The organism is Amycolatopsis roodepoortensis, from assembly GCF_014873915.1.
Lineage (GTDB): Bacteria > Actinomycetota > Actinomycetes > Mycobacteriales > Pseudonocardiaceae > Amycolatopsis > Amycolatopsis roodepoortensis.
The window spans coordinates 491,632-515,792 of record NZ_JADBEJ010000004.1 but is presented as its reverse complement, the minus strand read 5'-3'; the positions used below and the strand labels follow the sequence as shown (position 1 = coordinate 515,792).

The following is a 24,161-nucleotide window of genomic DNA, read 5'->3' as shown; positions in this document are numbered from 1 at the left end:
CTCCGGGCATGGTCACTGGGGATGCCGTGGTGCTCCGGCTGGACGTCGTGATGCGCCGGGTCGCGTGGGCTGGGTTCGTGATGTTCGGCGGGGGCGGCCTGGTGGCCGTCGTGCTGTCGCTGTTCTCCGGCTCGGTTTCCGGGGTGGTGTTCAGCCTGCTCAGTGTGGCCTTCGCGGGGCTGATCCTGATCGCGCTCCGGAAGTCGGCCGGCTCGCTGGTGATCTCCGCCGCGGGGATCGCGGTGCCGGAGGTGTTCGATCTCCGGTGGACCGAGGTGACCCGGCTGCGGGTGTACCGGGAGAAGCGGCGCGTGGGGCGGTGGATGCACTGGTGGCACTACCGGCTCGACTGGACCGGCTCGGGGCCCGAAGCGCTGCTTGAGGACGGCGAGTACAGGTACGCGCTGGGGCACCTGGGCGGGGGCGCCCGGCTGTACGGAGCGTTGGAGCGGTTCGCGCCCGCTGGGCTCGTGAGTGGCAAAGACGGTTAGAACCGTCCTTACCACTCACGAGGTGGGTCAGCAGCTCTGCTTGTAGAAGTACTGAGCGTTCGCGTCCATGTTCGCCTTGGTGATCGAGTGCAGCGAAGCGGTCAGGTTCCGGGTCACCGGCTTGCCCTCGAGCGCCGCGATGGCCTGCTGCACACCCTGCTGCCCGATGGCGGCCGGGTCCTGCGCGATGAGGGCCTGGTACTCGCCCTTCTTCAGGCCCTCGACCTCCGACGGCGAAGCGTCGAAGCCGACAAGGTTGACCGTGCCGATCTTGCCCGCGTTCCGCAGGCCGGTCGCGGCGCCCTCACCGGTGTTGAGGTTGGTCGCGAAGATGCCGATCAGGTCCGGGGTCGACGCCAGCGCGGCGGTCACCTTGGACGCGGCCTGGTCGGGCTCGTTCTGGGTGAACTGCACGCCCGCCGACTTCAGGTTCGGGTGGTTCTTCAGCTCGTCCTCGAAGCCCTTCGCGCGGGTGTTCGTGGTCGAGGTGCCGGCGATGGTGTCGAGCACCAGCACCGAGCCGGTCTTGCCCGCGGCCAGTTCCGCCATGGTCTTCGCGGCGAGCTTGCCGCCCTCGGCGTTGTCCGACGAGATGGACGACTCCGCGACACTGGTGTCCTTCAGCGCGGTGTCGACCTCGATGATCTTCGAGCCGCGGTTCTTGACCTGCTGGATCGGCGCGAGCATCGCCTGCGCGTCGGTCGGCGCGATGAGCAGCGCGGCGGGCGGGTTGGAGCCCAGCGCGTTGACCAGCTGGGTCTGCATGGCCGCGTCGAACTTCTGCGGCGCCTGCGTGGTGAGCTCGTAGCCCGCTTTCTTGGCCTCGGCCTCGGCGCCGCACTGCATCGAGATGTAGAACGGCTCGGCCTGCACGCCCGGGATGAGCGAGAGCTTCTTGTTGTTGGTCTTGGCGCCGGAGTCGCCCGACGGCGCCTCGCCGACGGTGCCACCGCCGCACGCGGTGAGCAGGAGGGCCGCGGAAACGGCGGCACCGGCGGCGAGCAGGGTCTTCTTCATGGGGATAGCACCTCTTTGTGCGTAGGGAATCAGCGAGAGTTGCGGCGACGACGGCGCCGCTGGTCGAACCAGACCGCGGCGATCAGCACCGCGCCGACCGCGATCATCTGCCAGAAGTCCTGGACCTGCGTGATGTTGAAGCCCTTCTTCAGCACGGCCGGGATGAACACGCCGATCACCGTGCCCAGCACCGAACCGACACCGCCGAAGAGACTCGTCCCGCCCATCACCGTGGCGGCGATGGCGTTGAGGTTGTCGGTGGTGTGCGCCGAAATGGTGGTCGACGCGTAGTACGCCAGCGAGAGGAAACCGGCGACACCGGCGAGGAAACCGGTGAGCGTGTACACCTTCAGCAGATGCGCGGTCACCCCGATGCCCGCCCGGCGCGCGCCCTCGGCGTTGGAGCCGACGGCGTAGGTGTAGCGGCCGAATTTGGTGGTGTGCAACAGCCATGCGCCGATCAGCGTGATCACCACGGCCACCAGCACCAGGTTCGGCACGCCGCCGAACGACGTCCCGTAGCCGAGCGTCTTGTTGAGCTCGGTCGGCACGCTGCGCACGTCGGACCCGTTGTTCAGCAGGTACGCGGCGCCGAGCGCGGCACCCATCGTGCCGAGCGTGACGATCAGCGGGGGGATGTTCGCCACCGCGATCAGGAAGCCGTTGATCAGCCCCCAGATCGTGCCCGCGACGACGGCCGCCACGAGCCCGGCGGTGATGACGCCCCAGCCCGCCTTGGTGGCGTCGCCGTCCGGGCTCAGCGCCTCCATCGTCTTGCCCGCCACCATGCCCGCGAAGATCAGCACCGAACCGACCGAAAGGTCGATCCCGGACGTGATGATCACGAACGTCATGCCGACCGAGAGCACCAGCAGCACCGAGGTCTCGATGAGCAGCGTCTGGAAGGTGAACAGCGTCGCGAACTCGGCGGGCGCGATCGCGGTGAACACGATGATGAGCGCCAGCAGCACCAGCGCGATCCAGAACGTGTTGGCCCCGATCAGCCGCTGCCCGATCGAGCGTTTGCCGAAGCCACCGTCCACTGAGGTCTGGATCTCGGGGCCGTTTTTCGTCGGAGTGGACACGGTCACGCCGCCTCCTCTTGTACGAGGGCGCCCGTCATCGCGGCGACCAGGTCTTCCAGTTTCGTGTCCGCGCCGGTGAACCGGGCGACGCGTTTGCCGAGGCGCAGCACCTCGATACGGTCGGCCACCGACAGCACCTCGGGCATGTTGTGGCTGATCAGCACGACGGCGATGCCCTTGTCGCGCACCTTCTTGATCACGTCGAGCACCCGCTCGCGCTGCACGACGCCGAGCGCGGCCGTCGGCTCGTCCATGAACACGACCTTCGACGCCCAGACGACCGACCGCGCGACGGCGACGCTTTGCCGCTGTCCGCCCGAAAGCGAGCCGATCGGGACGTCGGTGCTCTGCAGGGTCACGCCGAGCCGCTGGAACTCCTCCACGGCCTGGCGTTTCATTTCCTTCTTGTCCAGCATCCCGAGCTTGCCGAGGATCCCCTTGCGGTGGATCTCCCTGCCCAGGAACAGGTTCGCGGCCGGGTCGAGTTCCGGTGCGACCGCGAGATCCTGGTACACCGTCTCGATCCCCATCCGCCGTGCCGTGGTGGGCGAATCGAGCACCACCTCGGAGCCGTCGAGCAGGATGCTGCCCGACGTCGGCTGTTCCGCGCCGGAAAGGCATTTGACCAAAGTGGACTTCCCGGCGCCGTTGTCGCCGATCAGCGCGGTGACCTCACCGGCCCGCGCCTGGAAGGACGCGCCTCGCAGCGCCTCCACCGAGCCGTAACGCTTGACCAGGTTCTGTGCGTCGAGCAGGAGTTCGCTCACGATCGCTCCCTCTTCTCGGGTGCGGGCGGCCGGCAGCGGATGACGGTGACGTCGCCCTCCAAAGTGGACTGACCGGCGTCGTGCGGGACCACGTACGTCTCGCCCTTGCGCAGCGCGTACTCGCCGCCGTGTTCGGTGCGGAGCGTGCCCGAACCGTCCATGACGACCAGCACCGCGAACGACGGATCGAGTGACAACGTTGTCGACCTACCGGAAAGGCCGGGGCGCAGCTGGTCGGCACGGAAGAACGCGTCGCTGCCATCGGCGAGAAGGTCCACAGTGGACGCTTTGTCGCCCGCGGTGCGTTTGACGATCGAGCCGAGCCGCTCTTCGTCCCAGCCCGAGGTGTCCAGGGTTTCGATGGCGGTCTCGAACCCGATGCCGAGGTGCGCCTTCTCCGGGTTCGCCAGGAAGTCCCGCCATTCCAGGGTCAGCGAGAAGTCGGTCGGCTGCTGGAGCTCGACGACGAAGACGCCTTCGCCGATCGCGTGCGGCAGGCCCGCCGGGATGTAGACCGTGTCGCCGGGGGTGACCGCGACGCTGTTCAGCGCTCCGAGCATGGCGGGCGCGTCCTGGGTGCGGGCCCATTCGTTGACCGTCGCTTTGTCGACAGTCTCCTTGAAGCCGGGGTAGACGCGCGGGTCGTCGCCGTAGGTGCCGACCACGATCCACGCCTCGGTCTTGCCGAAGTGCGAGTCGAAGTGGCGTTTGGCGAACGAATCGGACGGGTGGAAGTGCACCGGCAGGCGCTGGCCCGCGTCGAGCAGCTTCACCAGCAGGCCGGTCGAGTCGCCGAGCGCCTCGACGTGCTTGGCGCCGAGCCAGGCGGACGGGTTCTCGCGGACGGCGTCGCGCAGCCAGACGCCGCTGGGCAGCTTGGTCAGGCCGTTGGTCTCCTGGCCGAACATCGTGGTGGCCGAGCCGACCCAGTCTTCGGGCCCGAATTTGGACTCCGAGGGGGCGCCCCGCAACGCGGCGATGGCGTCGCCGCCGCGGTAGAACTGCGGCGGCTGGTTCGCCGGCAGGCGGATCGGTTCGAGGTGGCCGCTCATGAAGGGGCGACCTCCCCGGAACCGCGGGCTACGAGATGCACGGGCAGAACTACCTTTCTCGGTGCGGATTGATCTCCCTGGACCCGGGCGAACAGCAGTTCCGCGGCCGCCCGGCCCAGTGCGCTCACGTCGTGCGCGATCACGGAGACCGGCGGATCCAGCAGATCCGCCAGCTCGAAGTCGTCGAAACTGATCATCGCGGGACGCCGCTCCGCGTGCGCCAGCGCGCGCAGCAGGTGGACGGCGACCCGGTTGTTGCCCGCGATCACGGCGGTGGCCGGATTCGGCCCGGTGAGCAGCCGCTTCACCGCGTCGCCGACGCTCTCGGCGGTCGGCGTCCGCATCACGACGAGGTGCTCGTCGTAGGGGATCCCGTTGCGGACACAGCCTTCGCGGAAGCCGCGCAGCCGTTCGCCCGCGGTGAAGATGTCCGGGCTGTCGGCGAGGAACGCGATCCGGCGGTGGCCGTGTTTCGCCAGCTGGGCGACCGCTTCGACGGTGCCGCCGATGTTGTCGACCAGCACCGTGTCGGCCACGATGTCGCCGGCGGGCCGGTCGAGGAACACCACGGGCGTGCCCGCGCGCATCTCGGGGACCAGGTAGCCGTGCTGCATCCCGGCGGGGACGACGAGGATGCCGTCGACGCGGCGGGAGCAGAACTCCAGGACCAGTTCGCGTTCGCGGTCGGAGTTCTCCTCCGACGAACCGGTCAGCACCTGGCGGCCGAAGGAGGTCGCGATGCGTTCGACGGCCCGGTTGAGCTCGGAGTAGAAGGGGTTTCCGACGTCTTCGACGATCAGGCCGATCGTCCCGGTCGTCGAGCCGCGCCGCAGGTTCCGCGCGCCGAGGTTGCGCCGGAACCCGAGCTGCTCGATCGCCGCCATGACGCGCTCCGCGGTGTCCGGATGGACGGCGGGCTCGTCGTTCACCACTCGCGAGACGGTTTTGATGCTCACGCCCGCGAGCCGGGCCACGTCACTCATCGTGGCCCGTCGGCCGGTGGTGCGGTGGCCGTTGTCCGGTCCGCTGGAAGACAACGTTGTCATAGTGGCCGGAATTGAACGCCAGCGACGCGGCGATGTCAATGCCCGGTTCGTCCTGGAGGCGGCTTCCGAAGTCGAACCGTTACCCGTGCCGGGGCTGTGGCAAGGTCATGTCCCGATCGAGGGGAGCGCGGAATGCCGTATGTCGAGGCGTCGGTGCGCAGCAGGCAGTTCGTCGCCGCCGCGCGCGAGGTGATGCTGCGCGACGGCGTCGCCGCGACGACCTTGCGGGCGGTCGCCGCCGAGGCGGGCGTCCCGCTCGGCACGCTGCAGTACGTCTTCTCCAGCAAGGAGGCGTTGCTGCGGGCGGTGATCGAGGACGTGGTCGAGGAGATCTCGACCGTGCTGACCGGGACGGTCGAACTCGACCGCGGGCTGGCGCACGCCATCCGCCAGGGCCTGACTAGCTTCTGGACCGAGCTGGTCGCCGATCACGTCAAGCTGCAGCTGATGCAGGGCGAACTGCTGCACTACGCGCTGCGGAAGCCGGGACAGGAAAGCATGGCGAGCTGGCAGTACCGCCGTTACGTCGCGGTGCTGACCGACTGGTGCCGGGAGGCCGCCGTCAACGCGGGCGAGAACTGCGCCCTGTCCTACGACCGGCTCGCCAGGGTCATGCTCGCCGGCGTCGACGGGCTCATCGCGCAGTACGTCTGCGAACCCGACGACGAGCGCGCACGCGCCGATCTCGACACCGTGATCGCGATGCTCGTCACCTCGGCCGACATCCGGCCTGTCTGACCTCTGACCTGCGTCGTTGCGGGTGGCCGCCGGCTGCCCTATGGTCAAGTCATACGACTGACTGAATTGCGGAGGATGGCGAATGGACACGACTGTCGTGGTCGTCGGGGCTGGTTTGTCCGGGCTGGTGGCGGCACGTGCCCTCCACCGGCGAGGCGTCGAAGTCGTCGTGCTGGAGGCCGCGGACCGGATCGGCGGGCGGGTGCTGGGCGAGACGACCGTGCTGGGTTCCCGGCTCGACCTCGGCGGGCAGTGGATCGGGGCCGACCATCACCGGGTCAGGGCGCTGGCGGCCGAATTCGGCGCCACCGAGTTCCCCATGCGCACCGGGACGCTTCCCGGATTGATCGAGGCGGGCAAGCGGGTGCCGCTCTGGTCGCCCGCCCTGTGGCTCGCCGGTCTCGCGCTGGCCGCGGCGGGCGTGCTTGCCCGGACGGGAACGCCGAAGCGGTGGAACCGCACGACGCTCGCTTCGGTGCTGCGCGCGGTGCCGGGTCGCCAGGCGCGTGGGTTGCTGGAGGCTGTCGCCTCCGTGTCGTGGACCGCCGACCTCGACCGGTTCTCCGTCGAAGCGATGACCAGGATGATCCGCGCGCAGGGCGGATTGCGGACCATGCTGTCGACGGCGGGCGGGGCGCAGGAGGCACTGCTCGCCGAGAGCATGGGGGCGCTCGTCGACGGTCTCGCCGCCGAACTCGGCCCACGGGTGCGGACCGGGTCCGCGGTCACCTCGATCGTCCGTGACGGCGACGGGGTCACCGTGCGGACCGGGACGGATCGCTTGCGGGCGGCGAAGGCGGTCATCGCCGTACCGCCGCCGGTCGCCGCGCGGATCTCGCACGAGCCCACGCTTCCGCGACCGCGCCTCGATCTGGAGAAGAACACCTACATGGGGCTCGTGCACAAGGCGATCGCGGTCTACGAGCGGCCCTTCTGGCGGGAACGCGCGAACGGTGAGCTCGTCGTCCTGGACGGCCTCGGGCACGCGGTGTTCGACACGACCGCTCCCGGCGGGCCCGGACATCTGTGCGTGCTCGTGGGCGGTCCCCGGGCGCGGCGGCTCGACGGGCTGGACGCCGCGGCCCGCCGGGACGCGCTGCTGCGCCCGCTGGTCCCGCATCTCGGCTCCGCCGTGCTAGAACCCGTGGGCTGGCACGAAAAGGCTTGGCACCTCGACGAACACGCGGGCGGCGGTTACACCGCGCTTCCCGCGCCGGGCGCGACCGACGGTTTCCCGCCGCTTTCGTCGACCCCGGCCGGGCACCTGCACTGGGCGGGTTCGGAAACCGCCCGCGAGCACCCCGGCTATCTCGACGGCGCTATCGAGGCGGGCGAACGCGCGGCGCGAGAGGTGGCCGAAGCGCTCGGGTGAGCTTGTCCCGAAATGGACAGGGTTCGACGGACCTCTTGACCAGATGGTCGGTTCTTGTCGAAGGTGAGCGGGCAGCGACAACGTTGTCAGGAGGCGGCCTTTCCCATGCCTGCATGCACCTCGACCCGCGTCGCGGGGTTGCTCACCGCGCTGATCGTTCCCGCCGGGCTTCTCACGCCCGTCGCGGCGGCGGCACCCGGTGGCGACCCCGTGGACGCGGTCAACACCTTCATCGGCACCAAGGACGACGGCAACACCTTCCCCGGCGCCTCGGCGCCGTTCGGGATGACGCAGGTCAGCCCGATTTCCTCGCATTACGCCGGCTATCGCTACGACGACACCGCGATCCGCGGCTTCGGGCATTTCTTCCTGTCCGGGGCGGGCTGCTGGGAGCAGGGCGGCCTCGTGTCGTCCCTGCCCACCACCGGCGCGGTCGGACCGGGCGCGGCGTTCGACACCACGAAACCCGAGACGTTCGACCACAAGAGGTACGCCTCGCCGTACACGCACGAGGGCGAGGTCGGCAAGCCCGGCTACTACAAGGTGCGGCTCACCGGTTATGGCGGCGTCGACGCGGAGACCACCGCGACCACACGGACCGGTGTCGAGCGGTACACCTTCGCGAAATCGGGCGACGCAAACGTTTTCGTCAACGTCGGCCAGGCCAACGACAAGGAACCGGTGACAGCGAGCCAGATCCGCGTCGTCGGGGACCGGACGATCGAAGGAATGGTGGAGTCGCAGGCGTTCTGCGGCGGAAAGCCGTACAAGACGTGGTTCACCACGACGTTCGACAAGCCGTTCAAATCCTTCGGCACCTGGTCACCCACGGGCGGCACACCGGGCTCGAAGGAGTCCGCAGGCGGTGAAGGCCTGCGTGGCGCCTGGCTGACCTTCGGCGGCGGGCAGGTCACCGCGACGACCGCGATCTCCCATGTGGACGCTTTCGGTGCCCGGCTGAACCTGGCGGCCGAGAAGGGGCGTTCGTTCGACGCGGTCCGCGACGGTGCCCAGCGTGCCTGGCGCAAGGAACTGTCCTCAGTGGACATCAAGGGCGGGACGAAGGACGACCGCACGGTCTTCTACACCTCGCTCTACCACGCGCTGCTGCAGCCGCTGACCGGCAACGACGCCGACGGGCGGTACCGCGGGTTCGACGACAAGATCCATCGCGCGCTGGGCTGGACGTACTACGAGTTCTTCTCGTTGTGGGACACCTATCGCACGCAGAACCAGTTGCTCGCGCTCTTGCGGCCGGCTCGCGCGAAGGACGTCGCGAAGTCCGTGCTCGCCATCCACGACCAGGGCGGCTGGCTGCCGCGCTGGGCGTACGCGAACCAGGAGACGAACACGATGACCGGCGATCCGGTCACCCCGTTCCTGGTCGACCTGTGGCGGTTCGGCGCGCTGTCGGGTCAGGAGTTCAAGGCATACCAGGCGCTTCTGCAGAACTCGCGCGAGATCCCGCCCGCGTCCTCGCCGTTCCAGGGCCGCTCGGGGAACGCGAGCTACCAGAAGGACGGGTTCGTCCAGTACGACAAGGACTTCCCGAAGAAGGGCCAGGACACCGACCCGAACCACGGCGCTTCGGCCACGCTGGAATACGCGCTCGCGGACTGCTCGCTGTCCATCATGGCCGCCGGGCTCGGCAAGAAGGACGACGCGAAGGCCTTGGCGGAGAAGGGACGCAGCTACCGCACGCTGTGGGACTCCTCGGTGACCGACCGCGGCTTCACCGGGTTCTATCGGCCCAAGGTCGAAGGCGGCGAATGGTTCAGCCCCGCGGACAAGCCGTACACCCCGCAGAGCCAGGACGGCTTCCACGAGGGCACGTCGTGGCAGTACCAGTGGCTGACCCAGCAGGACGTCCCCGGTCTCGTCGAGCGCATGGGCGGCAAGGAGAACGTCGGCAAGCGGCTCGACGACTTCTTCGCCTACGGGGATCTGGTCAAGGATCCCGCGAAGACCGTGCGCGAGGAATGGGTCGTCGGCCCGTACAACTACTACAACCAGTTCCGCTACAACCCGAACAACGAGCCGGATCTGCACTCGCCCTGGATGTACACGCTGACCGGGCAGCCGTGGAAGACCTCCGCCGTCGTCCGCGCCGCGCACACGTTGTTCACCAACGCGCCGAACGGTGTCACCGGGAACGACGACCTCGGGACCATGTCCGCGTGGTACGTCTTCAGCGCGCTGGGGCTGTACCCGGCGGTGCCGGGCACGGGGCAGTTCGTGCTCAACGCGCCGCGGTTCGAGAAGTCCGTGGTGCATCTGGAGAACGGCCGTGACATCACGATCAAGGCCCGTGGCGCCGACGGCTCGAAGCTCCAGTACGTCCAAGGACTGGGAACCGGTTCGCAGCGGGCGTATGTCGGGTTGGAACAGTTGACGCGAGGGACCACTTTGGACTTCCACCTCACGGACGACGCGGCGAAGGCGACCTGGGCGACCGGCCCGGAGGGCGCACCGGCATCGCCCTGCGCCGGGTGATCCGAGTGGTTTAGACCGGTTCGTACCGGGGGTCGTGAGGAGCATCACGGCCCCCGGTGTTCCGGTGAGCGTCGTCACGCCTCACACTGGTATTACCACGTCCGACAGCGCTGTTGACGTTCTTGGCGAGTCCGCCTTGGACAGTGCTCGTCGGACGTAGTCATGTGTGTACGCATAGTGGTGAGACCCCACAGGAGGAGAAAGTGTCCAGCAAGGCCGCTCTAGTATTCCGCGTGGCCGCGGTAGCCGAAGCCCTCTCGTGGGCCGGGCTGCTGGTCGGGATGTTCCTCAAGTACGCCGTCAAGCTCGGCGAGGGCGGCGTTCCCGTCCTCGGCATGGTGCACGGCGTCGTCTTCGTCCTCTACGTGCTGGTCTCCCTGTCCGTGGCGAAGCCGCTCGGCTGGCGCCCGAAGACCCTGATCCTCGCGCTGCTCTCCAGCATCCCGCCGCTGTTCACCTGGCTGTTCGAGTCCTGGGCGCTGCGCAACGGCAAGCTGGACGGCCCGCAGCGGCTGTCGCACGGTGGGGTCGGCCTGTTCGCCAAGACCCCGGAAACCGCCGCCGCCTGATCTTCTCTTAAGCGCGTGAAGGCCCCCTTCCCTCGGCTCAGCCGAGGGAAGGGGGCCTTCACGCGCTATTCGGTGAAGTCGCCGGTGGCCTTGCGGACCTTGGTGAGCAGGTCGGTGAGCTGCTCGGTCTGCTTGCCCGTGAGCCCGGTCAGCCCGAAGTCGATCTCGGTGACCGCCTTTGTGGCCTCTTCGCGGCGTACGCGGCCTTCGTCGGTGATCTCGACCAGCGTGGTCCGGCGGTCGGTCGGATGCGGCACGCGTTTGACCAGGCCGTCCTTCTCCAGCCGGTCGACGATGTTGGTGACACTCGTCGGGTGCAGCTGCAGCCGCTCGCCCATCACGCGCATCGGCAGATGGGACGCGCGGGCGAAGGTCAGCAGCACCAGCGCCTCGTATCGGGCGAAGGTCAGCCCGTGCGGTTTGAGCGCACCGTCCACCGCGGACTGGATGATCTGTTGCACGCGCATGATCCCGGTCACCGCGGCCATGGTCTCGGACGGCCCGATACGGGCCTCCCACAGCTGCGCCGCGCGGGCGATCGGGTCGAACGGCAACGGACGGCTCATGGCGCTCGAAGTTACCAGCGGGTACCCGTGCCATGCCGCACCACCGGGTGTTATGCGTGGGAAAAGCGTCTGAACGAGGAGCAGAAGATGATCGTGGCCTTCAGTGTCAGCCCGTCCGCGGCCGAGGAGGACGGCGGTGTCAGCGAGGCGGTCGCCCGCGCGGTGAAAGTGGTCCGCGAGTCCGGCTTGCCCAACTCCACCAACGCGATGTTTACAAATGTGGAAGGTGAGAGCTGGGACGAAGTGATGGACGTCGTGAAGCGGGCCGTCGAGGCCGCGGGCGAGGGCTCGTCGCGGGTCGGACTGGTGCTCAAGGCCGACATCCGGCCGGGTTACGAAGGGCAGCTGACCGCGAAGGTGGAACGCGTCGAGAAGCACCTGAGCGAATGAGTCAGGGGAGCGGCGGGGTGAACGAGACCAGCCACAGCTTGTCCTTGACCGCGATGGCCACCGGATAGCCGAAGGAACTGCCGTCGCCCAGTTTCCCGCTGACGGTCGCCGACGTCGGCGCGAGATCGTCCGGGGCGAACTTCACCGTGACGTCGTGGGCGCCGCGTTCGGTCAGCGCGTCGATATAGGACTTCGCGAAGTCGCCGGCCGAGGCGGGCGGATAGTCGATGAGCCCGGAGAGGGCCTCGACGTCGTGTTCGTTGAGTGCGGCGGTGAGGCCCTCCCGGAGTTGCCCGGGAGTGGCGACACCGGGATCGGGTTGATGGGCGATCAGGACGGTGATGACGCTCACCCACGTGACGGCGATGGCGATCGCGACGGCCACGGTGGCCGTCCTGCGTGTCGGAATGTCGATCACCCCCTCGTGGCGAGCCTGCCGGAACACCGACGTCCTGCCAAGCGGGCAGCCGGGGGCATGCGGTGAAACACTCGGGGATGCGTGCCAGGATGGAACCGTGACACACCCACGCGGATCAGCATCGAAGACGGCGGCCCTCTCCGCCGCGCTTTCCGGCGCGGTCGACCTTTCCGCGCTCAAGGCGCGTGCCGAGGCGCCCCAGAAACAGCCTCCTGCCCCACCTCGTCCGGCGGACGGCGCCGCCCCCGCCACGGCCGGCGCCGTGATCGACGTCACCGAGGCGACGTTCCAGGCCGAGGTCGTCGAGCGTTCCCTGCAGCAGCTGGTGGTCGTCGACCTGTGGGCCGAATGGTGCGGCCCGTGTAAACAGCTCAGCCCGGTGCTGGAGCGCCTCGCCGCCGAGTCCGGTGGTGCCTGGGTGCTCGCGAAGGTGGACGTCGACGCCAACCCGCGCATCGCGCAGCTGTTCGGCGCGCAGTCCATCCCGACGGTCATCGCCATCGGCGGCGGCCAGCCGGTCGACGCGTTCTCCGGCGCGCTGCCCGAACCCGAGATCCGCAAGTGGCTCGGTTCGCTGCTCGACGCGCTGCGCGACCGGCTGCCCGGGATCAAGGCGGCCGAGCAGAACGGCGGCGGTGTCGAGGTGCCGGAGGACCCGCGGTTCACCGAGGCCGAGGAGGCCTTCGAACGCGGTGACTTCGCCGCGGCGCAGGCGGCCTACGAGCGCATCCTCGACGTCGAGCCCGCGAACGAGGAGGCCAAGACCGCGTTGGCGCAGGTCAAGTTCACCGCGCGTGCCGAGGCCGCCGGCCCGGACGCGATCGCGAAGGCCGACGCGAATCCGGCCGACCTCGACGCCCAGCTCGCCGCCGCCGACCTCGAAGTCGCGGGGCAGGCGCCCGAGGCGGGCTTCGCGCGGCTGATCGCCGTCGTGCGGCGGACCGCGGGCGACGAGCGCAACCGCGTGCGGGAGCACCTGGTGGCGCTGTTCGACCTGTTCGACTCGGCGGACGAGCGCGTCATGAAGGCGCGGCGGGATCTGGCGAGCGCTCTTTACTGAGGTTTCTCCGCGGTACATGAAGGCCCCCTTCCTTGCGCCAGGCGCAAGGAAGGGGGCCTTCATGTACTTGGGCGGGACCGATCAGCCGTACTGGGTCGAGCAGACCGCCGAGCTCTCCAGGTAGCCCTTCCGCAGCGCCTCGACCCGCTCGAAACCGTTGTCCACGCGCTTGCCGTTGACGTCGGCCGAGACGAGGCTCTCCGGGCTCAGCAGGTCCGAGATGGCCTCGTCGAGGTCACCGGAAGAGAGCCGCAACGTCGCGCCGGGCACGGTGCTGGCCTTCGCCCAGGCGCCGACCAGGCAGGCGGTGCGCAGGCCCGCGTTCGCGTTGTCGATCGACGCGCCGACACCCTTCTGGATGCCCATCGCGTACCGGGACGCGATTTCCGAGAACGCGGCGAAGTCGCCCTTGCCCTCGCTGTGCCCGCTTTCCCATTCCTCCTGCTGGTCGACCGGCTGGGCGAGTTCGCGCAGCTTGGCCAGGTCGATGCTGACGGTGTTGTTCGACGGGCAGTACGACGCGGGCGGGGTGCTGGGGCCGCCGGGGCAGCTGCCGTTGCCGTCCTCGGTGATCTCCGGACCGGGGACACCGGCGCCCTGGAAGGCCTTGTCCAGGCTCTCCTTCAGGATCCCGATGATCTTCATGTCGAGCTTCGCGTCGCCCTTGCCCTTGTCACCCTTGTCGAACGGGCGCTCGGTGATCCGCGCCTTGATGTTCTCCTCGTTCATCGCCGCGCATTCCTTCGGGCCCTTCTCGAACCCGACCTGGAACGCGTACGTGCGGTCGAACGCCGTGCCGTGCGCGCCCTGTTTGGTCGCACTGGTGCCGGCCTGGTCGCGGATCAGGAACAGCGACGCCATGACCTGGTTGAGGCCCTCGGACGTGGAGACGCGGTAGAACTTGCTCTTGTCCTCGGCGACCCAGCGGAAGTAGCCGCCGGCGAAGCAGTCGGCCTGCTGCTCCTTGACGATCGACGGCGTGTTCTTCTTGATGCTGGCCTTCTCGCCGAGCCGGTACTGCACGGCGTGCCCGAGCTCGTGCGCGAGCACGACGGCGCCCGCCATCTTCCCGAACCGCTCGCGCAGCATCGGCAGCAGCACGCCGCGGTCCCACGCCACCAGGTCACCCGGCGGGCAGTAGAACGCGTTGACGAGCTTCTTGACGCTGCCGCATTCGGTCTCTTCGTCGTCGGTCTTCGCGCTGTAGGACAGCAACGCCTTCAGCGGCTCGTACGGCTGGCCGAAGTCGCGCGGCATGACCTCGGTCCAGTAGGCCTGCGCGTCGGCGATCGCGGCGATGGCGAGCTGGTCGTCTTCGGAGCCGTCCTCGTTGCGGACCTGCAGATCCGGCTTGGGCGCGTTGGGCTTCAGCCCGCTCTCGAAATGCGTGACCGGCAGGCCGGCGATGTCACCGGCGCCCGGCTGGCTGCCCTGCTGGCCGGTCGAGCTTCCCTTGTCGCTGCAAGCGCTCAGCCCGAGGGCCAGCACCGTCACGACCGCGATCAGAGCCGGGCGGCGTATGCCCCACGCTCCCCCTTGGATCATGTTCACTCGCTTGTCGTCAGGGCCCCGACCGGGCCGCGTACTCCGGCAAGCAGGGACCCTACCCAGCGCTTATGGCCCGCGTGCAGGTAATCCCCGAAGTGGGTCTTGAGCGGGGCGGGGGCCGTGCCGATATGGTCGCTCTTCATGAGAGCAGTCCGCCGGTTCACCGTCCGCGCGAGCCTGCCGGAGTCGCTCTCCGGCCTCGGTGACCTCGCCACGAATCTGCGCTGGACCTGGCATCCGCCCACTCGCGACCTGTTCGCGTCGATGGACGCGGAGCTGTTCAACCGCGTCCGCGACCCGCTGCGGATGCTCACCGCCCTGCCCCCGGCCCGGCTCGACGAACTCGCCGTCGACGACGCCTTCCTCGCCCACGCGCGCGAGGCGGTCGCGGATCTGGAGCGCTATCTCGCCGAGCCGCGCTGGTACCAGAAGCAGGACGACGCCGACCTCCCGCCCGCCGTCGCGTACTTCTCGATGGAGTTCGGGGTCACCGAGGCGCTGCCGAACTACTCCGGCGGTCTCGGCGTGCTCGCCGGGGACCACCTCAAGGCGGCGTCGGACCTCGGTGTGCCGATGGTCGGTGTCGGGCTGCTGTACCGCGCCGGGTACTTCCGGCAGGCGCTGTCGCTCGACGGCTGGCAGGTCGAGCACTACCCGGTGATCGATCCGAACGCCTTCCCGCTGGAACTGGTGACCGACGGCGGCAAGCCGGTGCTGGTCGACGTCGCGATGCCCGCCGGGCGCACGCTGCACGCCCAGATCTGGAAGGCCCGCGTCGGCCGGATCCCGCTGCTGCTCCTGGACACCGACACCGAGGCCAACGACGAAGACCTGCGCGCGGTCACGGACCGGCTGTACGGCGGCGACGCCGACCATCGCATCCGGCAGGAGATCCTGGCCGGGATCGGCGGCTTCCGCGCGGTGCGCCGCTACTGCGAGCTGACCGGGCATCCGCAGCCGAAGGTGTTCCACACCAACGAAGGCCACGCCGGATTCCTCGGGCTGGAACGCGCCCGCGAGATCATCCAGGCCGACGGGCTGGCGTTCGACGAGGCGCTGCCCGCCGTCCGCGCCGGCACCGTGTTCACCACGCACACCCCGGTCAGCGCCGGGATCGACCGGTTCCCCGTCGATCTGGTCCAGCGGTACTTCACCGACGGCAGGCTGGTCCCGGACGTCGACCCGCGCCGCGTGCTCGCGCTCGGCGCCGAGGACAACCCCGGGCTGTTCAACATGGCACATATGGGACTGCGGCTCGCCCAGCGCGCGAACGGCGTCTCCGCGCTGCACGGCCGCGTGTCGCGGCGGATGTTCTCGCGGCTGTGGCCGGGATTCGACTTCGACGAGGTGCCCGTCTCGTCGGTCACCAACGGCGTCCACGGGCCGACCTGGGTGGCGCGCGAGCTGAGCGCGCTGCTCGGGCGCAATCACGAGGAGCTGGGTCTCGACGGCGCGCGGGGCAAGCCGCTGCGGGACGGCGTCAGCGACGAGCAGTTGTGGGCGCTGCGGCGGGAACTGCGCGAGAAACTGGTCGCCGAGGTGCGGCGCCGGGTGCGGGCCGCGTGGATGCAGCGCGGCGCGTCCGCGCTCGAACTCGGGTGGACCGACACGGTCTTCGACCCGGACGTGCTGACCGTCGGCTTCGCGCGCCGCGTGCCGACGTACAAGCGGCTCACGCTGATGCTGCGCGACCCGGAGCGCCTGCGCGCACTGCTGCTGGACGAGCGGCGTCCGATCCAGCTCGTCGTCGCGGGCAAATCGCATCCGGCCGACGAGGGCGGCAAGCAGCTGATCCAGCAGATCGTCCGGTTCGTCGACGATCCCGAGGTCCGGCGCCGCATCGTCTTCCTGCCGGACTACGACATGTCCATGGCGCGCTACCTCTACCGCGGCTGCGACGTCTGGCTGAACACGCCGGTGCGGCAGCTGGAGGCGTGCGGCACGTCGGGGATGAAGTCCGCGCTCAACGGCGGCCTCAACCTGTCCATCCGCGACGGCTGGTGGGACGAGTGCTACGACGGCAGCAACGGCTGGGCGATCCCGACCGCGGACGGTGTCACCGACCCGCTGCGCCGCGACGAGCTGGAGGCCGCGGCCCTGTACGACCTGCTGGGCCACCAGATCGCGCCGTTGTTCTACGACCGCGGCGCCGACGGCGTCCCCGATGGCTGGATGTCGATGGTGTGGCACACGCTGGAGACCCTCGGGCCGCGCGTGCAGGCCGCGCGCATGGTGCGGGAGTACGTCGAATCGGGTTATCTGCCCGCGTCGCGCATGGTCGCCGAAGCCACGGGTGACGGATACCGCGGCGCGCTGTCGCTGGCCGACTACCGGACCAAATTGGACGTCGCCTGGCCGCGGGTACGGATCTTCGACACCGAACTGCTCGTCGAGGGCTCCGCGCCGATGGTCACGGGGACCGAGGTGACCATCCGGGCTCGGATCGACCTCGCCGGTCTCGAACCGTCCGAAGTGGACGTTCAAGCCGTCGTCGGGAAGGTGGGTGACGGGGACGAACTGAGCGACCCCGTCACCGTCCCGATGTCCGGCGACGGCATCGGCGCGTTCGCGGCGCGGCTGAAACTGCCGCATCCCGGCTCCATCGGTTACACCGTGCGCGTGCTGCCGAAGCACCGTCTGCTGGCCACACCGGCGGAGCTGGCGCGGGTCGTCCACGCCTGAATCACCTCAGGAACGGCGCACCGGTCCCGTGTGGGTACCGGTGCGCCGAGACGTATCCGGCGTACCGCGCGTATTCCCATGCCTGGGCGAACTGAACGAGTTCCGCCCGGCGGCGCTGATGCCACCGTGCCGAAACGAGCCAGCCCGCCGCGGCCCCGAGCAGCATCGCCAGCCCGACGATCACGACGAGTTCCATTCCGTACTCCTGATTCCTGGCCGCTCGATCAGCGGCTGCCGCTCCGACGCTAAGCGGATTGATCGTCTTCTCGCACCCTCTCGAGCGCGCCTTGGACGGCCGGGACGGTCAGCGTGCTCCGAAGCGAGGCGGAGCGCTTGCGGGCGGTTTCCCGGACGTTGGAAGACCAAGCCGTCGAGGTGCGCCAGGTAGATCCTCATGGCTGGTCCGGCACTGGACACGACGCGTATTCGGGCCGCCGGACCGAGTTGGCCGCCCGGTGCCGGAGCGTCGCGGAGGAGCACGCCCGCGCCGCGCGGGCGCTGGACGATTTCGTCACCGTCCTGGAGCAGCTGACCAGGACCGCGCGCGACACTTCGGATCCGTCGCTCATCCGGAGACTGATCGCCCAGCGGACCGAGGCGGCGGCACGGGCCGCGGTCACGCTCACCGAAGTGGGCGAGGACCTGGCCGCGTTGAAGACGATGCTCGATGAGGTCGACCGGCGCGCTGCCCCGGAATCCCGGCCCACGCCCACCGTGCGGCCTGCTTCACCGACGCCCGGCACCGCCCCGGCGCAGACCGAACTGGCGCCCGCTCTCCTGCTGGCCGATCCGGCCGAATTCGACCGGCGGGCTCAGGGACTCAGCGACGAGATGTGGCGATTCTGGTCGATGCCCACGCTTGTCAAGCCGGTGGCGAACAAAGCAAACCCCTGATCCTCGATTTCCGCCGGACAATGCGGAACGGCCCGGTGAAATACACTTTGCCGGGCCCTTCCCGAATGGCGGAGGAATGGTGGCTTCGGCTAAGGAAACGAAAGTATCGCGCAGAGCCAAGGACCGGCTGCACCATGTCCACGCCCGGGCCGGGATCCGGCAGGAAGGGCTGCTCCGCGCGCTGGGGCCGGAATTGCGGGGCATCTGGGGAATCGCCGAGGACGCCGATCCCGGCCGGGCGCGTGAAATCGTCCTTCTGCGGCTGAACCGCGTTCTCGATCGGTTCGCCGACCCGCTCATGCCCGAGATCGTCTGGACCGCCTACAACCTCGGCGTGGATCCGGTGCACGGCGGGGCGGGCATGGTCGGCCGGATCAGGACCATGGTCGGCCGCGGCCGGGTGCCGGTCTCGGAGCGCACTTGCACCCGGCGCTTCTACGACTTCTTGGGCAGCGTCAAGAACAGCCTCGACGGTTTCCAGGAGGATCTGACCGGCGAAGACTTCAGGCTCGCGTCGCGGTGGATCGCCGAGAACGTCCGCCCCGAGCGGGAGCGGAGCCCGCGCGAGCCCGTCCCCTCGGTCATGCGGATGTTCCTCGACGGCACGGTGTGGGGCCCGGCGGACGAGGCGGGCGCCCCGGTCCCGGCCCGGCTCGGCGCGCACGGCGACTGGCTCTGCGTCTTCACCGACGAGCGGTTGCTGGCCGAGTACCGCGCGGTCACCGGCGCGGGCTGGGGCCGGATCCGGCACCGGACCGGCCGCGAGGTCGTGCTCGCGGCCGCCGGCCGTGCCGCGGCGACGGGCGTGCTGGTCAACCCGAGGCCGACGCGGGGCACCGGGATCCACGCCGCGCTCCCGCTCTCCCCGGAGTCGGTCGCCAGGCTCGCGGTGCGCCGCTAGGGAACGGCGGGGGTTCCGCCTTCCCGGACCGGGAGCCCAGCCGAACGCCAGGCCCGGAATCCGCCTTCGAGGTCGGTGGCTCCCGGCAGGCCGAGCCGCTGCAGGTCGGCGGCGGCGAGGCTCGACGAGTACCCCTCGTTGCACACGACGATCACCGTCGAGTCCGGCTTCACCTCCGGCAGCCGCCATTCGCTGTCCGGTGCGAGCCGCCACTCGAGATGGATCCGCTCGACGACCACCGAGCCGGGGATCTCGCCCTCTTCGGCTCGGTTGACGTGCGGGCGGATGTCCACGATCAAGGCGCCGTCCCGTTGCAGCCGCAGTGCCCGCTCGGGCTCCGCCCGGTCCAGTCCGGCCCGGGCGGTGGCCAGCAGCCTGTCGATAGAGCTCATCGGCCCAGTATCGGGGCCAGCGAGGGGATCTCGGCGGGAACGTCGGCGAGCGTGGCGTATTCGCGGGTCGCGACCAGCGGCGGCGAGTAGGCGTGGACGCTGGCCGCGGGCTCGCTGCCGATACCGGTCACCTGGTGCGCGCGCCCCGCGCCGAAGCCGATGCCCTCGCCCGCGACGTGGGTGCGCCGCCGCACCGGCCCGCCGGGGTAGCGGTACTCCTCGCCGATCTCGCCCTGCAGCACGGTGAACGAGCCGGACGCGCCGCCGTGGTCGTGCGGTTTGGTCTGCTGGCCGGGCAGCCACGAAAGCAGCCACAGTTCGACGCCGTCGGTCAGCGCGAGCCGCGCCCACCAGCGGTGGTCCGGGTCGAAGCGCAGCAGGCTGCGCAGACCCGAGGTCAGCTCGGTGGTGACCGTGGAGGTCAGCTCGGCCAGTTCGCGGGGTGTCCAGAGCAGACGGTCGGGGTGCAGCAGTTCGGGGAGCAGCGGGTCGGCCAGCTGCGGGTGGATCTCGAAATCCTGCCGGGGTGTGATGGACGTGGTCACGGAGAGGCTCCTCGTGAGGTTCGCGGGCGCGGAAGGCAAGGCGCGGCGCGACACGGGAGTGCCGTCGGAAAGAGGAACTCAGCCGTGTCGCGCGGCGGTACACCCGCACGAGGCGACGAGGAGCAGGTCGATGGCCCGGCGGCGCCAGAAAGAGCCCCCGATGACGGGGAAGGCGGCGGACACGGACCTGATCACGTCGCCGATGGTGCCACAACGTCCCGTCGAGGGTCGCTTCGTCCCACTTCCTGGACCAGCCGCTTTCCCGCGACCGGCGGCCCGGTGCACACACGCGCGCGAGTGCGGACACAATGGGCGCGTGAGCGAGCCGATCCAGCCCAGCGAACTTGACGACCTCGTGGTGAGGATGACCGGTGTCGGGGTCCGCCGAACAGGCAACGACCTCCTCGCCGACCTCGATTGGACCGTGGAACTGGACGAGCGCTGGGTGGTGCTCGGCCCGAACGGCGCGGGCAAGACCACCCTGCTCCGGCTGGCCGCGGCCGAACTCCACCCGACCACCGGAACGGTCGACCTGCTCGGCGACCGGATCGGTAAGGTCAACATCTTCGAGCTGCGCCCGCGGATCGGGTTCACCTCGGCCGCGATCGCCCAGCGTGTGCCGGGCGAGGAACGCGTCGTCGACGTCGTGGTGAGCGCCGGTTACGCCGTCGTCGGCCGCTGGCGTGAGGAATACGACAGCCTCGACACCGACCGCGCCATGGAGCTGCTCGGCGCCCTCGGCATCGCGCACCTGGCCGACCGCACCTTCGGGACGCTGTCGGAGGGCGAGCGCAAGCGGACCCTGATCGCGCGGTCGCTGATGACCGACCCGGAGATGCTGCTGCTCGACGAGCCCGCCGCCGGGCTCGACCTCGGCGGCCGCGAGGACCTCGTCGCCCGCCTCTCCGAGCTGGCCCTCGACCCGGAGGCCCCGGCCATGGTGCTCGTCACCCATCACGTGGAAGAAATCCCGCCGGGGTTCACCCACGCGCTGCTGCTGCGCGACGGCCGCGCGGTCGCCTCCGGTCTCGTGGACGACGTCGTGACCAGCGACAACCTGTCCAAGACCTTCGATCAGGACCTCCTGCTCGAACGGTCCGGTGATCGCTTCTTCGCCCGTCGCCGCTGACGGGTCGTACTGACCGGTAGCCTGCACTCTGTCTTGGACGGTTAAGGAGGACGGCGTGGGAGAGTTCGTAAGTCTCGAGGTCGAAGGCGGGGTCGGCACGATCCGGCTGGACCGCCCGCCGGTCAACGCGCTGAACAACCAGGTGCAGGCCGAGCTGGCCGAGGCGGCCCGTGAGGCCTCCGAGCGCGACGACGTGCGCGCCGTGATCCTCTACGGCGGAGAGAAGACCTTCGCGGGTGGCGCGGACATCAAGGAGATGGCCGAGCGCACCTACCCGGAGATCGCGAAGTTCGGTGCGGCGCTGACGGCGTCGCTGGCCACCATCGCGAACATCCCGAAGCCGGTCGTCGCGGCCATCACCGGCTACGCGCTGGGCGGCGGGCTCGAACTCGCGCTGACCGCCGACCGCCGCATCGCCGGCGACAACGTCAAGGTCGGCCAGCCGGAGATCCAGCTCGGCGTCATCCCCGGCGCCGGCGGCACGCAGCGCCTGGCGCGGCTCATCGGCCCGAGCAAGACCAAGGACCTCGTGTTCACCGGCCGGTTCGTGAAGGCCGAGGAGGCCCTCGCGCTCGGCATCCTCGACGAGGTCGTGGCGCCGGACGACGTCTACGCCGCCGCGCACAAGTGGGCCTCGCAGTTCGCGAACGGTCCGGCTGTGGCGCTTCGCGCCGCGAAGGCCGCCATCGACGGCGGTCTCGACACCGACCTCGCGAGCGGTCTCAAGCTCGAATCCCACCTCTTCGCCGCGCTCTGGGCGACCGAGGACCAGCGCAACGGCATGAAGTCGTTCATCGAAAACGGCCCTGGCAAGGCCACCTTCGAGGGGAAGTAGGCGCGATGACGCAGGTGAACGATCCGGCGCCGAATCCGCACGCCACCGCCGACGAGGTCAAGGCCGCCTTCGACGACCCCAAGCTCGCCAACGTGCTCTACCACGACTGGGAAGCCGGGACCTACGACCAGAAGTGGTCGATCTCCTACGACGAGCGCTGCATCTCCTACGCGACGGACGTGTTCAACGCCGTCGCCGGTGAAGACGGCCAGCCGTACCCGACCGCGATGGAACTGGGCAGCGGCACCGGTTTCTTCCTGCTGAACCTGATGCAGGGCGGGGTGATCAAGAAGGGTTCGGTCACCGACCTTTCGCCGGGCATGGTGCAGGTCGCGCTGCGCAACGCCGAGAACCTCGGCCTCGACGTCGACGGCCGGGTCGCCGACGCGGAGCGGATCCCGTACGAGGACAACAGTTTCGACCTCGTCGTCGGGCACGCCGTGCTGCACCACATCCCGGACGTCCGCGCGGCGTTCGCCGAGGTGCTGCGGGTGCTGAAGCCGGGCGGCCGGTTCGTCTTCGCGGGCGAGCCGACGAAGGTCGGCGACTTCTACGCGCGCAAGCTCGGCCAGATCACGTGGTACCTCACCACCAACCTGACCAAGCTCCCGGTGCTGAACGGCTGGCGCCGCCCGCAGGAGGAACTCGACGAGTCCTCCCGCGCGGCCGCGCTGGAGGCCGTGGTCGACATCCACACCTTCGACCCGTCCGAACTCGAGTCGATGGCCCGCGGCGCGGGCGCGCAGGACGTCCGCGCGGTCACCGAGGAGTTCGCCGCCGCGCTCGCGGGCTGGCCGATCCGGACCTTCGAAGCCGCCGTGCCGCAGGAGAAGCTGACCCTGCGCTGGCGTCTGTTCGCGTACCGGCTGTGGCTGCGGCTGTCCGCTTTGGACAAGAAGCTGCTCGCCAAGGTGCTGCCGCGCGAGCTGTTCTACAACGTGATGATCACCGGTACCAAGCGTCCGTAGGTGCCGTACCAGTTCACGCTCGACGACGTCGCCTTCCTGCGCTCCGGCGCGGGAAGCGCGGCGCTCGCCGAATGCTCGTCCCTGCCGCTGACCGACAGGACCCGCATCGCCGACGTCGCCGCCGTCCGCCGGATCGCTCCGGATCACGCCGCCGCCGTGCTGGAAACGGTGGTGCTGCGGCGGAAATCGTCGTACAAGCTGGACGACGCGGGCTCGTGGCTGTTCACCGGCGACGCCCTCCAGCAGGCCAGCGCCACGCTGGTCGCCCGGCACCGGGCTTCGCGGCTGGCCGGTCGTGACGTCCACGACGTGACGTGTTCCGTCGGCGCGGACCTGATCGAGATCGCCCGCGTCGCCTCTCGTGCGCTGGGCTCGGATCTGGACGACGTCCGCCTGGAGATGGCGCGACACAACGCTTCCGAGGCCGGGGTTTCGCCGACGCTGCTCAGGGCCGACGCGTTGCGGCCGGTCAGCCGGGCCTCGGTCGTCGTCGCCGACCCCGCCCGCCGTGACTCCGCCGGACGCCGGGCGTGGAAACCCGCCGATTTCCTGCCGCCACTGGACGGCCTGGTCGACGCCTATCCCGGGCGCGAGCTTTCGGTCAAATGCGCGCCGGGCCTCGATTTCTCCATCGCGCCCTGGGCGGACGAGGTCGAACTGGTCTCTTTGGACGGTCAGGTCCGGGAGGCGTGCCTGTGGCGCGGGGTGGGCTCGACGGTGTCGCGCCGGGCTACGGTGCTGCGTTCGGACGGTACACAATGGACGGTCACCGACGCCGATCCCGACGAGATCCCCGCGCGTGAGCCGGGTGAATGGATCGTCGACCCCGACGGCGCCGTCGTCCGGGCCGGGCTCGTGCGGCACTACGCGGCACGGCACGGTTTGTGGCAGCTCGACGAGCGCATCGCGTACCTGACCGGCGACACCCCGCCGCCCGGGATCCGGGCGTTCCGGGTGTTCGAGCACGGACCGTACAGCGAGAAGAACCTTCGTGTCCTGCTGAAGAAGCACGACATCGGCCGGTTGGAAATCCTCGTCCGCGGGCTCGACATCGACCCGGACGCGTTGCGGCGCAAACTGAAGCCTCGCGGTGGTGAGGAAGCGACTCTGGTGCTGACCAGGATCGGCCGTTCCGGAGTGGCGTTCCTCTGCCGCGCCCAGCCGCCCGCCTGAGGGAATATCCGCGCGGCCGGCGTCGCTGTG

25 protein-coding genes are annotated in these 24,161 nt (G+C 69.6%); 14 read left to right on the top strand and 11 right to left on the bottom strand.

Annotated elements, in window-relative coordinates; translation table 11 throughout:
• The first annotated feature begins 8 nt into the window (after nucleotides 1-8).
• Nucleotides 9-491 carry a hypothetical protein gene (locus tag H4W30_RS13010; protein WP_225949312.1) on the top strand — a complete coding sequence of 161 codons (483 nt, stop codon included), beginning with the start codon at nucleotides 9-11 and terminating at the stop codon, nucleotides 489-491.
• Nucleotides 492-518: 27 nt separating this feature from the next.
• On the opposite strand, the gene H4W30_RS13005 is transcribed toward H4W30_RS13010, so the two are convergent.
• From H4W30_RS13005 to H4W30_RS12985, 5 genes are read right to left on the bottom strand one after another with little or no spacing between them, the layout of a single operon-like run.
• Entirely contained in the window at nucleotides 519-1,508 is a 990-nt protein-coding gene (locus tag H4W30_RS13005; protein WP_192743083.1) for an ABC transporter substrate-binding protein, read from the bottom strand.
• Between the two features lie 29 nt (nucleotides 1,509-1,537).
• Nucleotides 1,538-2,599 carry an ABC transporter permease gene (locus H4W30_RS13000; protein WP_073848166.1) on the bottom strand — a complete coding sequence of 354 codons (1,062 nt, stop codon included), beginning with the start codon at nucleotides 2,597-2,599 and terminating at the stop codon, nucleotides 1,538-1,540.
• The gene (locus tag H4W30_RS12995) at nucleotides 2,596-3,360 is read right to left on the bottom strand and encodes an ATP-binding cassette domain-containing protein (protein WP_192743082.1); all 765 of its coding nucleotides are present in this window, start codon (nucleotides 3,358-3,360) and stop codon (nucleotides 2,596-2,598) included. Before H4W30_RS12995 ends, H4W30_RS13000 begins: the two co-directional genes overlap by 4 nt.
• Complete coding sequence (locus H4W30_RS12990; protein WP_192743081.1) at nucleotides 3,357-4,412, bottom strand: class I mannose-6-phosphate isomerase; 1,056 nt, start codon at nucleotides 4,410-4,412, stop codon at nucleotides 3,357-3,359. The genes H4W30_RS12995 and H4W30_RS12990 overlap by 4 nt, the downstream gene beginning before the upstream one ends.
• Entirely contained in the window at nucleotides 4,409-5,395 is a 987-nt protein-coding gene (locus H4W30_RS12985) for a LacI family DNA-binding transcriptional regulator (RefSeq protein WP_034315485.1), read from the bottom strand. Before H4W30_RS12985 ends, H4W30_RS12990 begins: the two co-directional genes overlap by 4 nt.
• A 195-nt stretch (nucleotides 5,396-5,590) precedes the next feature.
• On the opposite strand from H4W30_RS12985, the gene H4W30_RS12980 reads away from it, so the two are divergent.
• From H4W30_RS12980 to H4W30_RS12965, 4 genes are all read left to right on the top strand, one after another.
• The gene (locus H4W30_RS12980; protein ID WP_192743080.1) at nucleotides 5,591-6,196 is read left to right on the top strand and encodes a TetR/AcrR family transcriptional regulator; all 606 of its coding nucleotides are present in this window, start codon (nucleotides 5,591-5,593) and stop codon (nucleotides 6,194-6,196) included.
• Nucleotides 6,197-6,278: 82 nt separating this feature from the next.
• Nucleotides 6,279-7,568, top strand: coding sequence for a flavin monoamine oxidase family protein (locus H4W30_RS12975; protein ID WP_192743079.1), 1,290 nt, complete (start codon nucleotides 6,279-6,281; stop codon nucleotides 7,566-7,568).
• 105 nt (nucleotides 7,569-7,673) lie between these two features.
• The gene (locus H4W30_RS12970) at nucleotides 7,674-10,061 is read left to right on the top strand and encodes a GH92 family glycosyl hydrolase (RefSeq protein WP_192743078.1); all 2,388 of its coding nucleotides are present in this window, start codon (nucleotides 7,674-7,676) and stop codon (nucleotides 10,059-10,061) included.
• 203 nt (nucleotides 10,062-10,264) lie between these two features.
• On the top strand, nucleotides 10,265-10,630 hold the full coding sequence (locus H4W30_RS12965) for a DUF3817 domain-containing protein (protein WP_034315490.1): 366 nt from the start codon (nucleotides 10,265-10,267) through the stop codon (nucleotides 10,628-10,630).
• Nucleotides 10,631-10,695: 65 nt separating this feature from the next.
• Here the strand turns inward: H4W30_RS12965 and H4W30_RS12960 are convergent, their stop codons facing one another.
• A complete protein-coding gene (locus H4W30_RS12960) occupies nucleotides 10,696-11,196 on the bottom strand; it encodes a MarR family winged helix-turn-helix transcriptional regulator (RefSeq protein WP_034315493.1) in 501 nt (166 codons plus the stop codon).
• Nucleotides 11,197-11,283: 87 nt separating this feature from the next.
• On the opposite strand from H4W30_RS12960, the gene H4W30_RS12955 reads away from it, so the two are divergent.
• The gene (locus tag H4W30_RS12955) at nucleotides 11,284-11,586 is read left to right on the top strand and encodes a thiamine-binding protein (protein WP_192743077.1); all 303 of its coding nucleotides are present in this window, start codon (nucleotides 11,284-11,286) and stop codon (nucleotides 11,584-11,586) included.
• A 1-nt stretch (nucleotide 11,587) separates the two neighbouring features.
• On the opposite strand, the gene H4W30_RS12950 is transcribed toward H4W30_RS12955, so the two are convergent.
• Nucleotides 11,588-12,004, bottom strand: coding sequence for a hypothetical protein (locus H4W30_RS12950; protein ID WP_192744085.1), 417 nt, complete (start codon nucleotides 12,002-12,004; stop codon nucleotides 11,588-11,590).
• Nucleotides 12,005-12,101: 97 nt separating this feature from the next.
• Between H4W30_RS12950 and H4W30_RS12945 the strand changes: the two genes are divergently transcribed.
• On the top strand, nucleotides 12,102-13,064 hold the full coding sequence (locus tag H4W30_RS12945) for a tetratricopeptide repeat protein (protein ID WP_192743076.1): 963 nt from the start codon (nucleotides 12,102-12,104) through the stop codon (nucleotides 13,062-13,064).
• Between the two features lie 81 nt (nucleotides 13,065-13,145).
• On the opposite strand, the gene H4W30_RS12940 is transcribed toward H4W30_RS12945, so the two are convergent.
• Nucleotides 13,146-14,615, bottom strand: a complete 1,470-nt coding sequence (locus tag H4W30_RS12940) for a neutral zinc metallopeptidase (RefSeq protein WP_192743075.1) — start codon at nucleotides 14,613-14,615, stop codon at nucleotides 13,146-13,148.
• A gap of 138 nt (nucleotides 14,616-14,753) precedes the next feature.
• On the opposite strand from H4W30_RS12940, the gene glgP reads away from it, so the two are divergent.
• Complete coding sequence (gene glgP / locus H4W30_RS12935; RefSeq protein WP_192743074.1) at nucleotides 14,754-17,294, top strand: alpha-glucan family phosphorylase; 2,541 nt, start codon at nucleotides 14,754-14,756, stop codon at nucleotides 17,292-17,294.
• Between the two features lies 1 nt (nucleotide 17,295).
• On the opposite strand, the gene H4W30_RS12930 is transcribed toward glgP, so the two are convergent.
• Nucleotides 17,296-17,490 (bottom strand): LapA family protein, encoded by a 195-nt coding sequence (locus H4W30_RS12930; protein WP_192743073.1) that lies wholly within the window; start codon nucleotides 17,488-17,490, stop codon nucleotides 17,296-17,298.
• Nucleotides 17,491-17,603: 113 nt separating this feature from the next.
• Here H4W30_RS12930 and H4W30_RS12925 point away from each other — a divergent pair, with 113 nt between their 5' ends.
• Both H4W30_RS12925 and H4W30_RS12920 read left to right on the top strand, forming a co-directional pair.
• Nucleotides 17,604-18,188 (top strand): hypothetical protein, encoded by a 585-nt coding sequence (locus tag H4W30_RS12925; RefSeq protein ID WP_192743072.1) that lies wholly within the window; start codon nucleotides 17,604-17,606, stop codon nucleotides 18,186-18,188.
• Between the two features lie 76 nt (nucleotides 18,189-18,264).
• On the top strand, nucleotides 18,265-19,089 hold the full coding sequence (locus tag H4W30_RS12920; RefSeq protein ID WP_192743071.1) for a hypothetical protein: 825 nt from the start codon (nucleotides 18,265-18,267) through the stop codon (nucleotides 19,087-19,089).
• Here H4W30_RS12920 and H4W30_RS12915 read toward each other — a convergent pair.
• On the bottom strand, nucleotides 19,086-19,481 hold the full coding sequence (locus H4W30_RS12915; RefSeq protein ID WP_192743070.1) for a rhodanese-like domain-containing protein: 396 nt from the start codon (nucleotides 19,479-19,481) through the stop codon (nucleotides 19,086-19,088). The genes H4W30_RS12920 and H4W30_RS12915 overlap by 4 nt on opposite strands.
• Nucleotides 19,478-20,026: a cysteine dioxygenase gene (locus H4W30_RS12910; protein WP_192743069.1), complete on the bottom strand. Its 549-nt coding sequence runs from the start codon at nucleotides 20,024-20,026 to the stop codon at nucleotides 19,478-19,480. Before H4W30_RS12910 ends, H4W30_RS12915 begins: the two co-directional genes overlap by 4 nt.
• A gap of 316 nt (nucleotides 20,027-20,342) precedes the next feature.
• Here H4W30_RS12910 and H4W30_RS12905 point away from each other — a divergent pair, with 316 nt between their 5' ends.
• The 4 genes from H4W30_RS12905 to H4W30_RS12890 are packed head-to-tail and all read left to right on the top strand — an operon-like array spanning nucleotide 20,343 to nucleotide 24,131.
• On the top strand, nucleotides 20,343-21,155 hold the full coding sequence (locus tag H4W30_RS12905) for an ABC transporter ATP-binding protein (RefSeq protein ID WP_126732852.1): 813 nt from the start codon (nucleotides 20,343-20,345) through the stop codon (nucleotides 21,153-21,155).
• A 55-nt stretch (nucleotides 21,156-21,210) separates the two neighbouring features.
• Complete coding sequence (locus H4W30_RS12900) at nucleotides 21,211-21,990, top strand: enoyl-CoA hydratase/isomerase family protein (protein WP_005167845.1); 780 nt, start codon at nucleotides 21,211-21,213, stop codon at nucleotides 21,988-21,990.
• Nucleotides 21,991-21,995: 5 nt separating this feature from the next.
• Nucleotides 21,996-22,958 (top strand): class I SAM-dependent methyltransferase, encoded by a 963-nt coding sequence (locus tag H4W30_RS12895; protein WP_192743068.1) that lies wholly within the window; start codon nucleotides 21,996-21,998, stop codon nucleotides 22,956-22,958.
• The gene (locus H4W30_RS12890; protein ID WP_192743067.1) at nucleotides 22,959-24,131 is read left to right on the top strand and encodes a class I SAM-dependent methyltransferase; all 1,173 of its coding nucleotides are present in this window, start codon (nucleotides 22,959-22,961) and stop codon (nucleotides 24,129-24,131) included.
• The last annotated feature ends 30 nt before the right edge of the window (nucleotides 24,132-24,161 follow it).

Excerpts from the sequence above, each read along its gene's own strand:
- H4W30_RS12975 (WP_192743079.1), top strand. The coding sequence starts at position 6,279 with ATGGACACGACTGTCGTGGTCGTCGGGGCTGGTTTGTCCGGGCTGGTG.
- H4W30_RS12955 (WP_192743077.1), top strand. The coding sequence starts at position 11,284 with ATGATCGTGGCCTTCAGTGTCAGCCCGTCCGCGGCCGAGGAGGACGGC.
- H4W30_RS12990 (WP_192743081.1), bottom strand. The coding sequence starts at position 4,412 with ATGAGCGGCCACCTCGAACCGATCCGCCTGCCGGCGAACCAGCCGCCG.
- H4W30_RS12980 (WP_192743080.1), top strand. The coding sequence starts at position 5,591 with ATGCCGTATGTCGAGGCGTCGGTGCGCAGCAGGCAGTTCGTCGCCGCC.
- H4W30_RS12915 (WP_192743070.1), bottom strand. The coding sequence starts at position 19,481 with ATGAGCTCTATCGACAGGCTGCTGGCCACCGCCCGGGCCGGACTGGAC.
- H4W30_RS13005 (WP_192743083.1), bottom strand. The coding sequence starts at position 1,508 with ATGAAGAAGACCCTGCTCGCCGCCGGTGCCGCCGTTTCCGCGGCCCTC.
- H4W30_RS12920 (WP_192743071.1), top strand. The coding sequence starts at position 18,265 with ATGGTGGCTTCGGCTAAGGAAACGAAAGTATCGCGCAGAGCCAAGGAC.
- H4W30_RS12930 (WP_192743073.1), bottom strand. The coding sequence starts at position 17,490 with ATGGAACTCGTCGTGATCGTCGGGCTGGCGATGCTGCTCGGGGCCGCG.
- glgP (WP_192743074.1), top strand. The coding sequence starts at position 14,754 with ATGAGAGCAGTCCGCCGGTTCACCGTCCGCGCGAGCCTGCCGGAGTCG.
- H4W30_RS12985 (WP_034315485.1), bottom strand. The coding sequence starts at position 5,395 with ATGAGTGACGTGGCCCGGCTCGCGGGCGTGAGCATCAAAACCGTCTCG.
- H4W30_RS12970 (WP_192743078.1), top strand. The coding sequence starts at position 7,674 with ATGCCTGCATGCACCTCGACCCGCGTCGCGGGGTTGCTCACCGCGCTG.
- H4W30_RS13010 (WP_225949312.1), top strand. The coding sequence starts at position 9 with ATGGTCACTGGGGATGCCGTGGTGCTCCGGCTGGACGTCGTGATGCGC.
- H4W30_RS12895 (WP_192743068.1), top strand. The coding sequence starts at position 21,996 with ATGACGCAGGTGAACGATCCGGCGCCGAATCCGCACGCCACCGCCGAC.
- H4W30_RS12960 (WP_034315493.1), bottom strand. The coding sequence starts at position 11,196 with ATGAGCCGTCCGTTGCCGTTCGACCCGATCGCCCGCGCGGCGCAGCTG.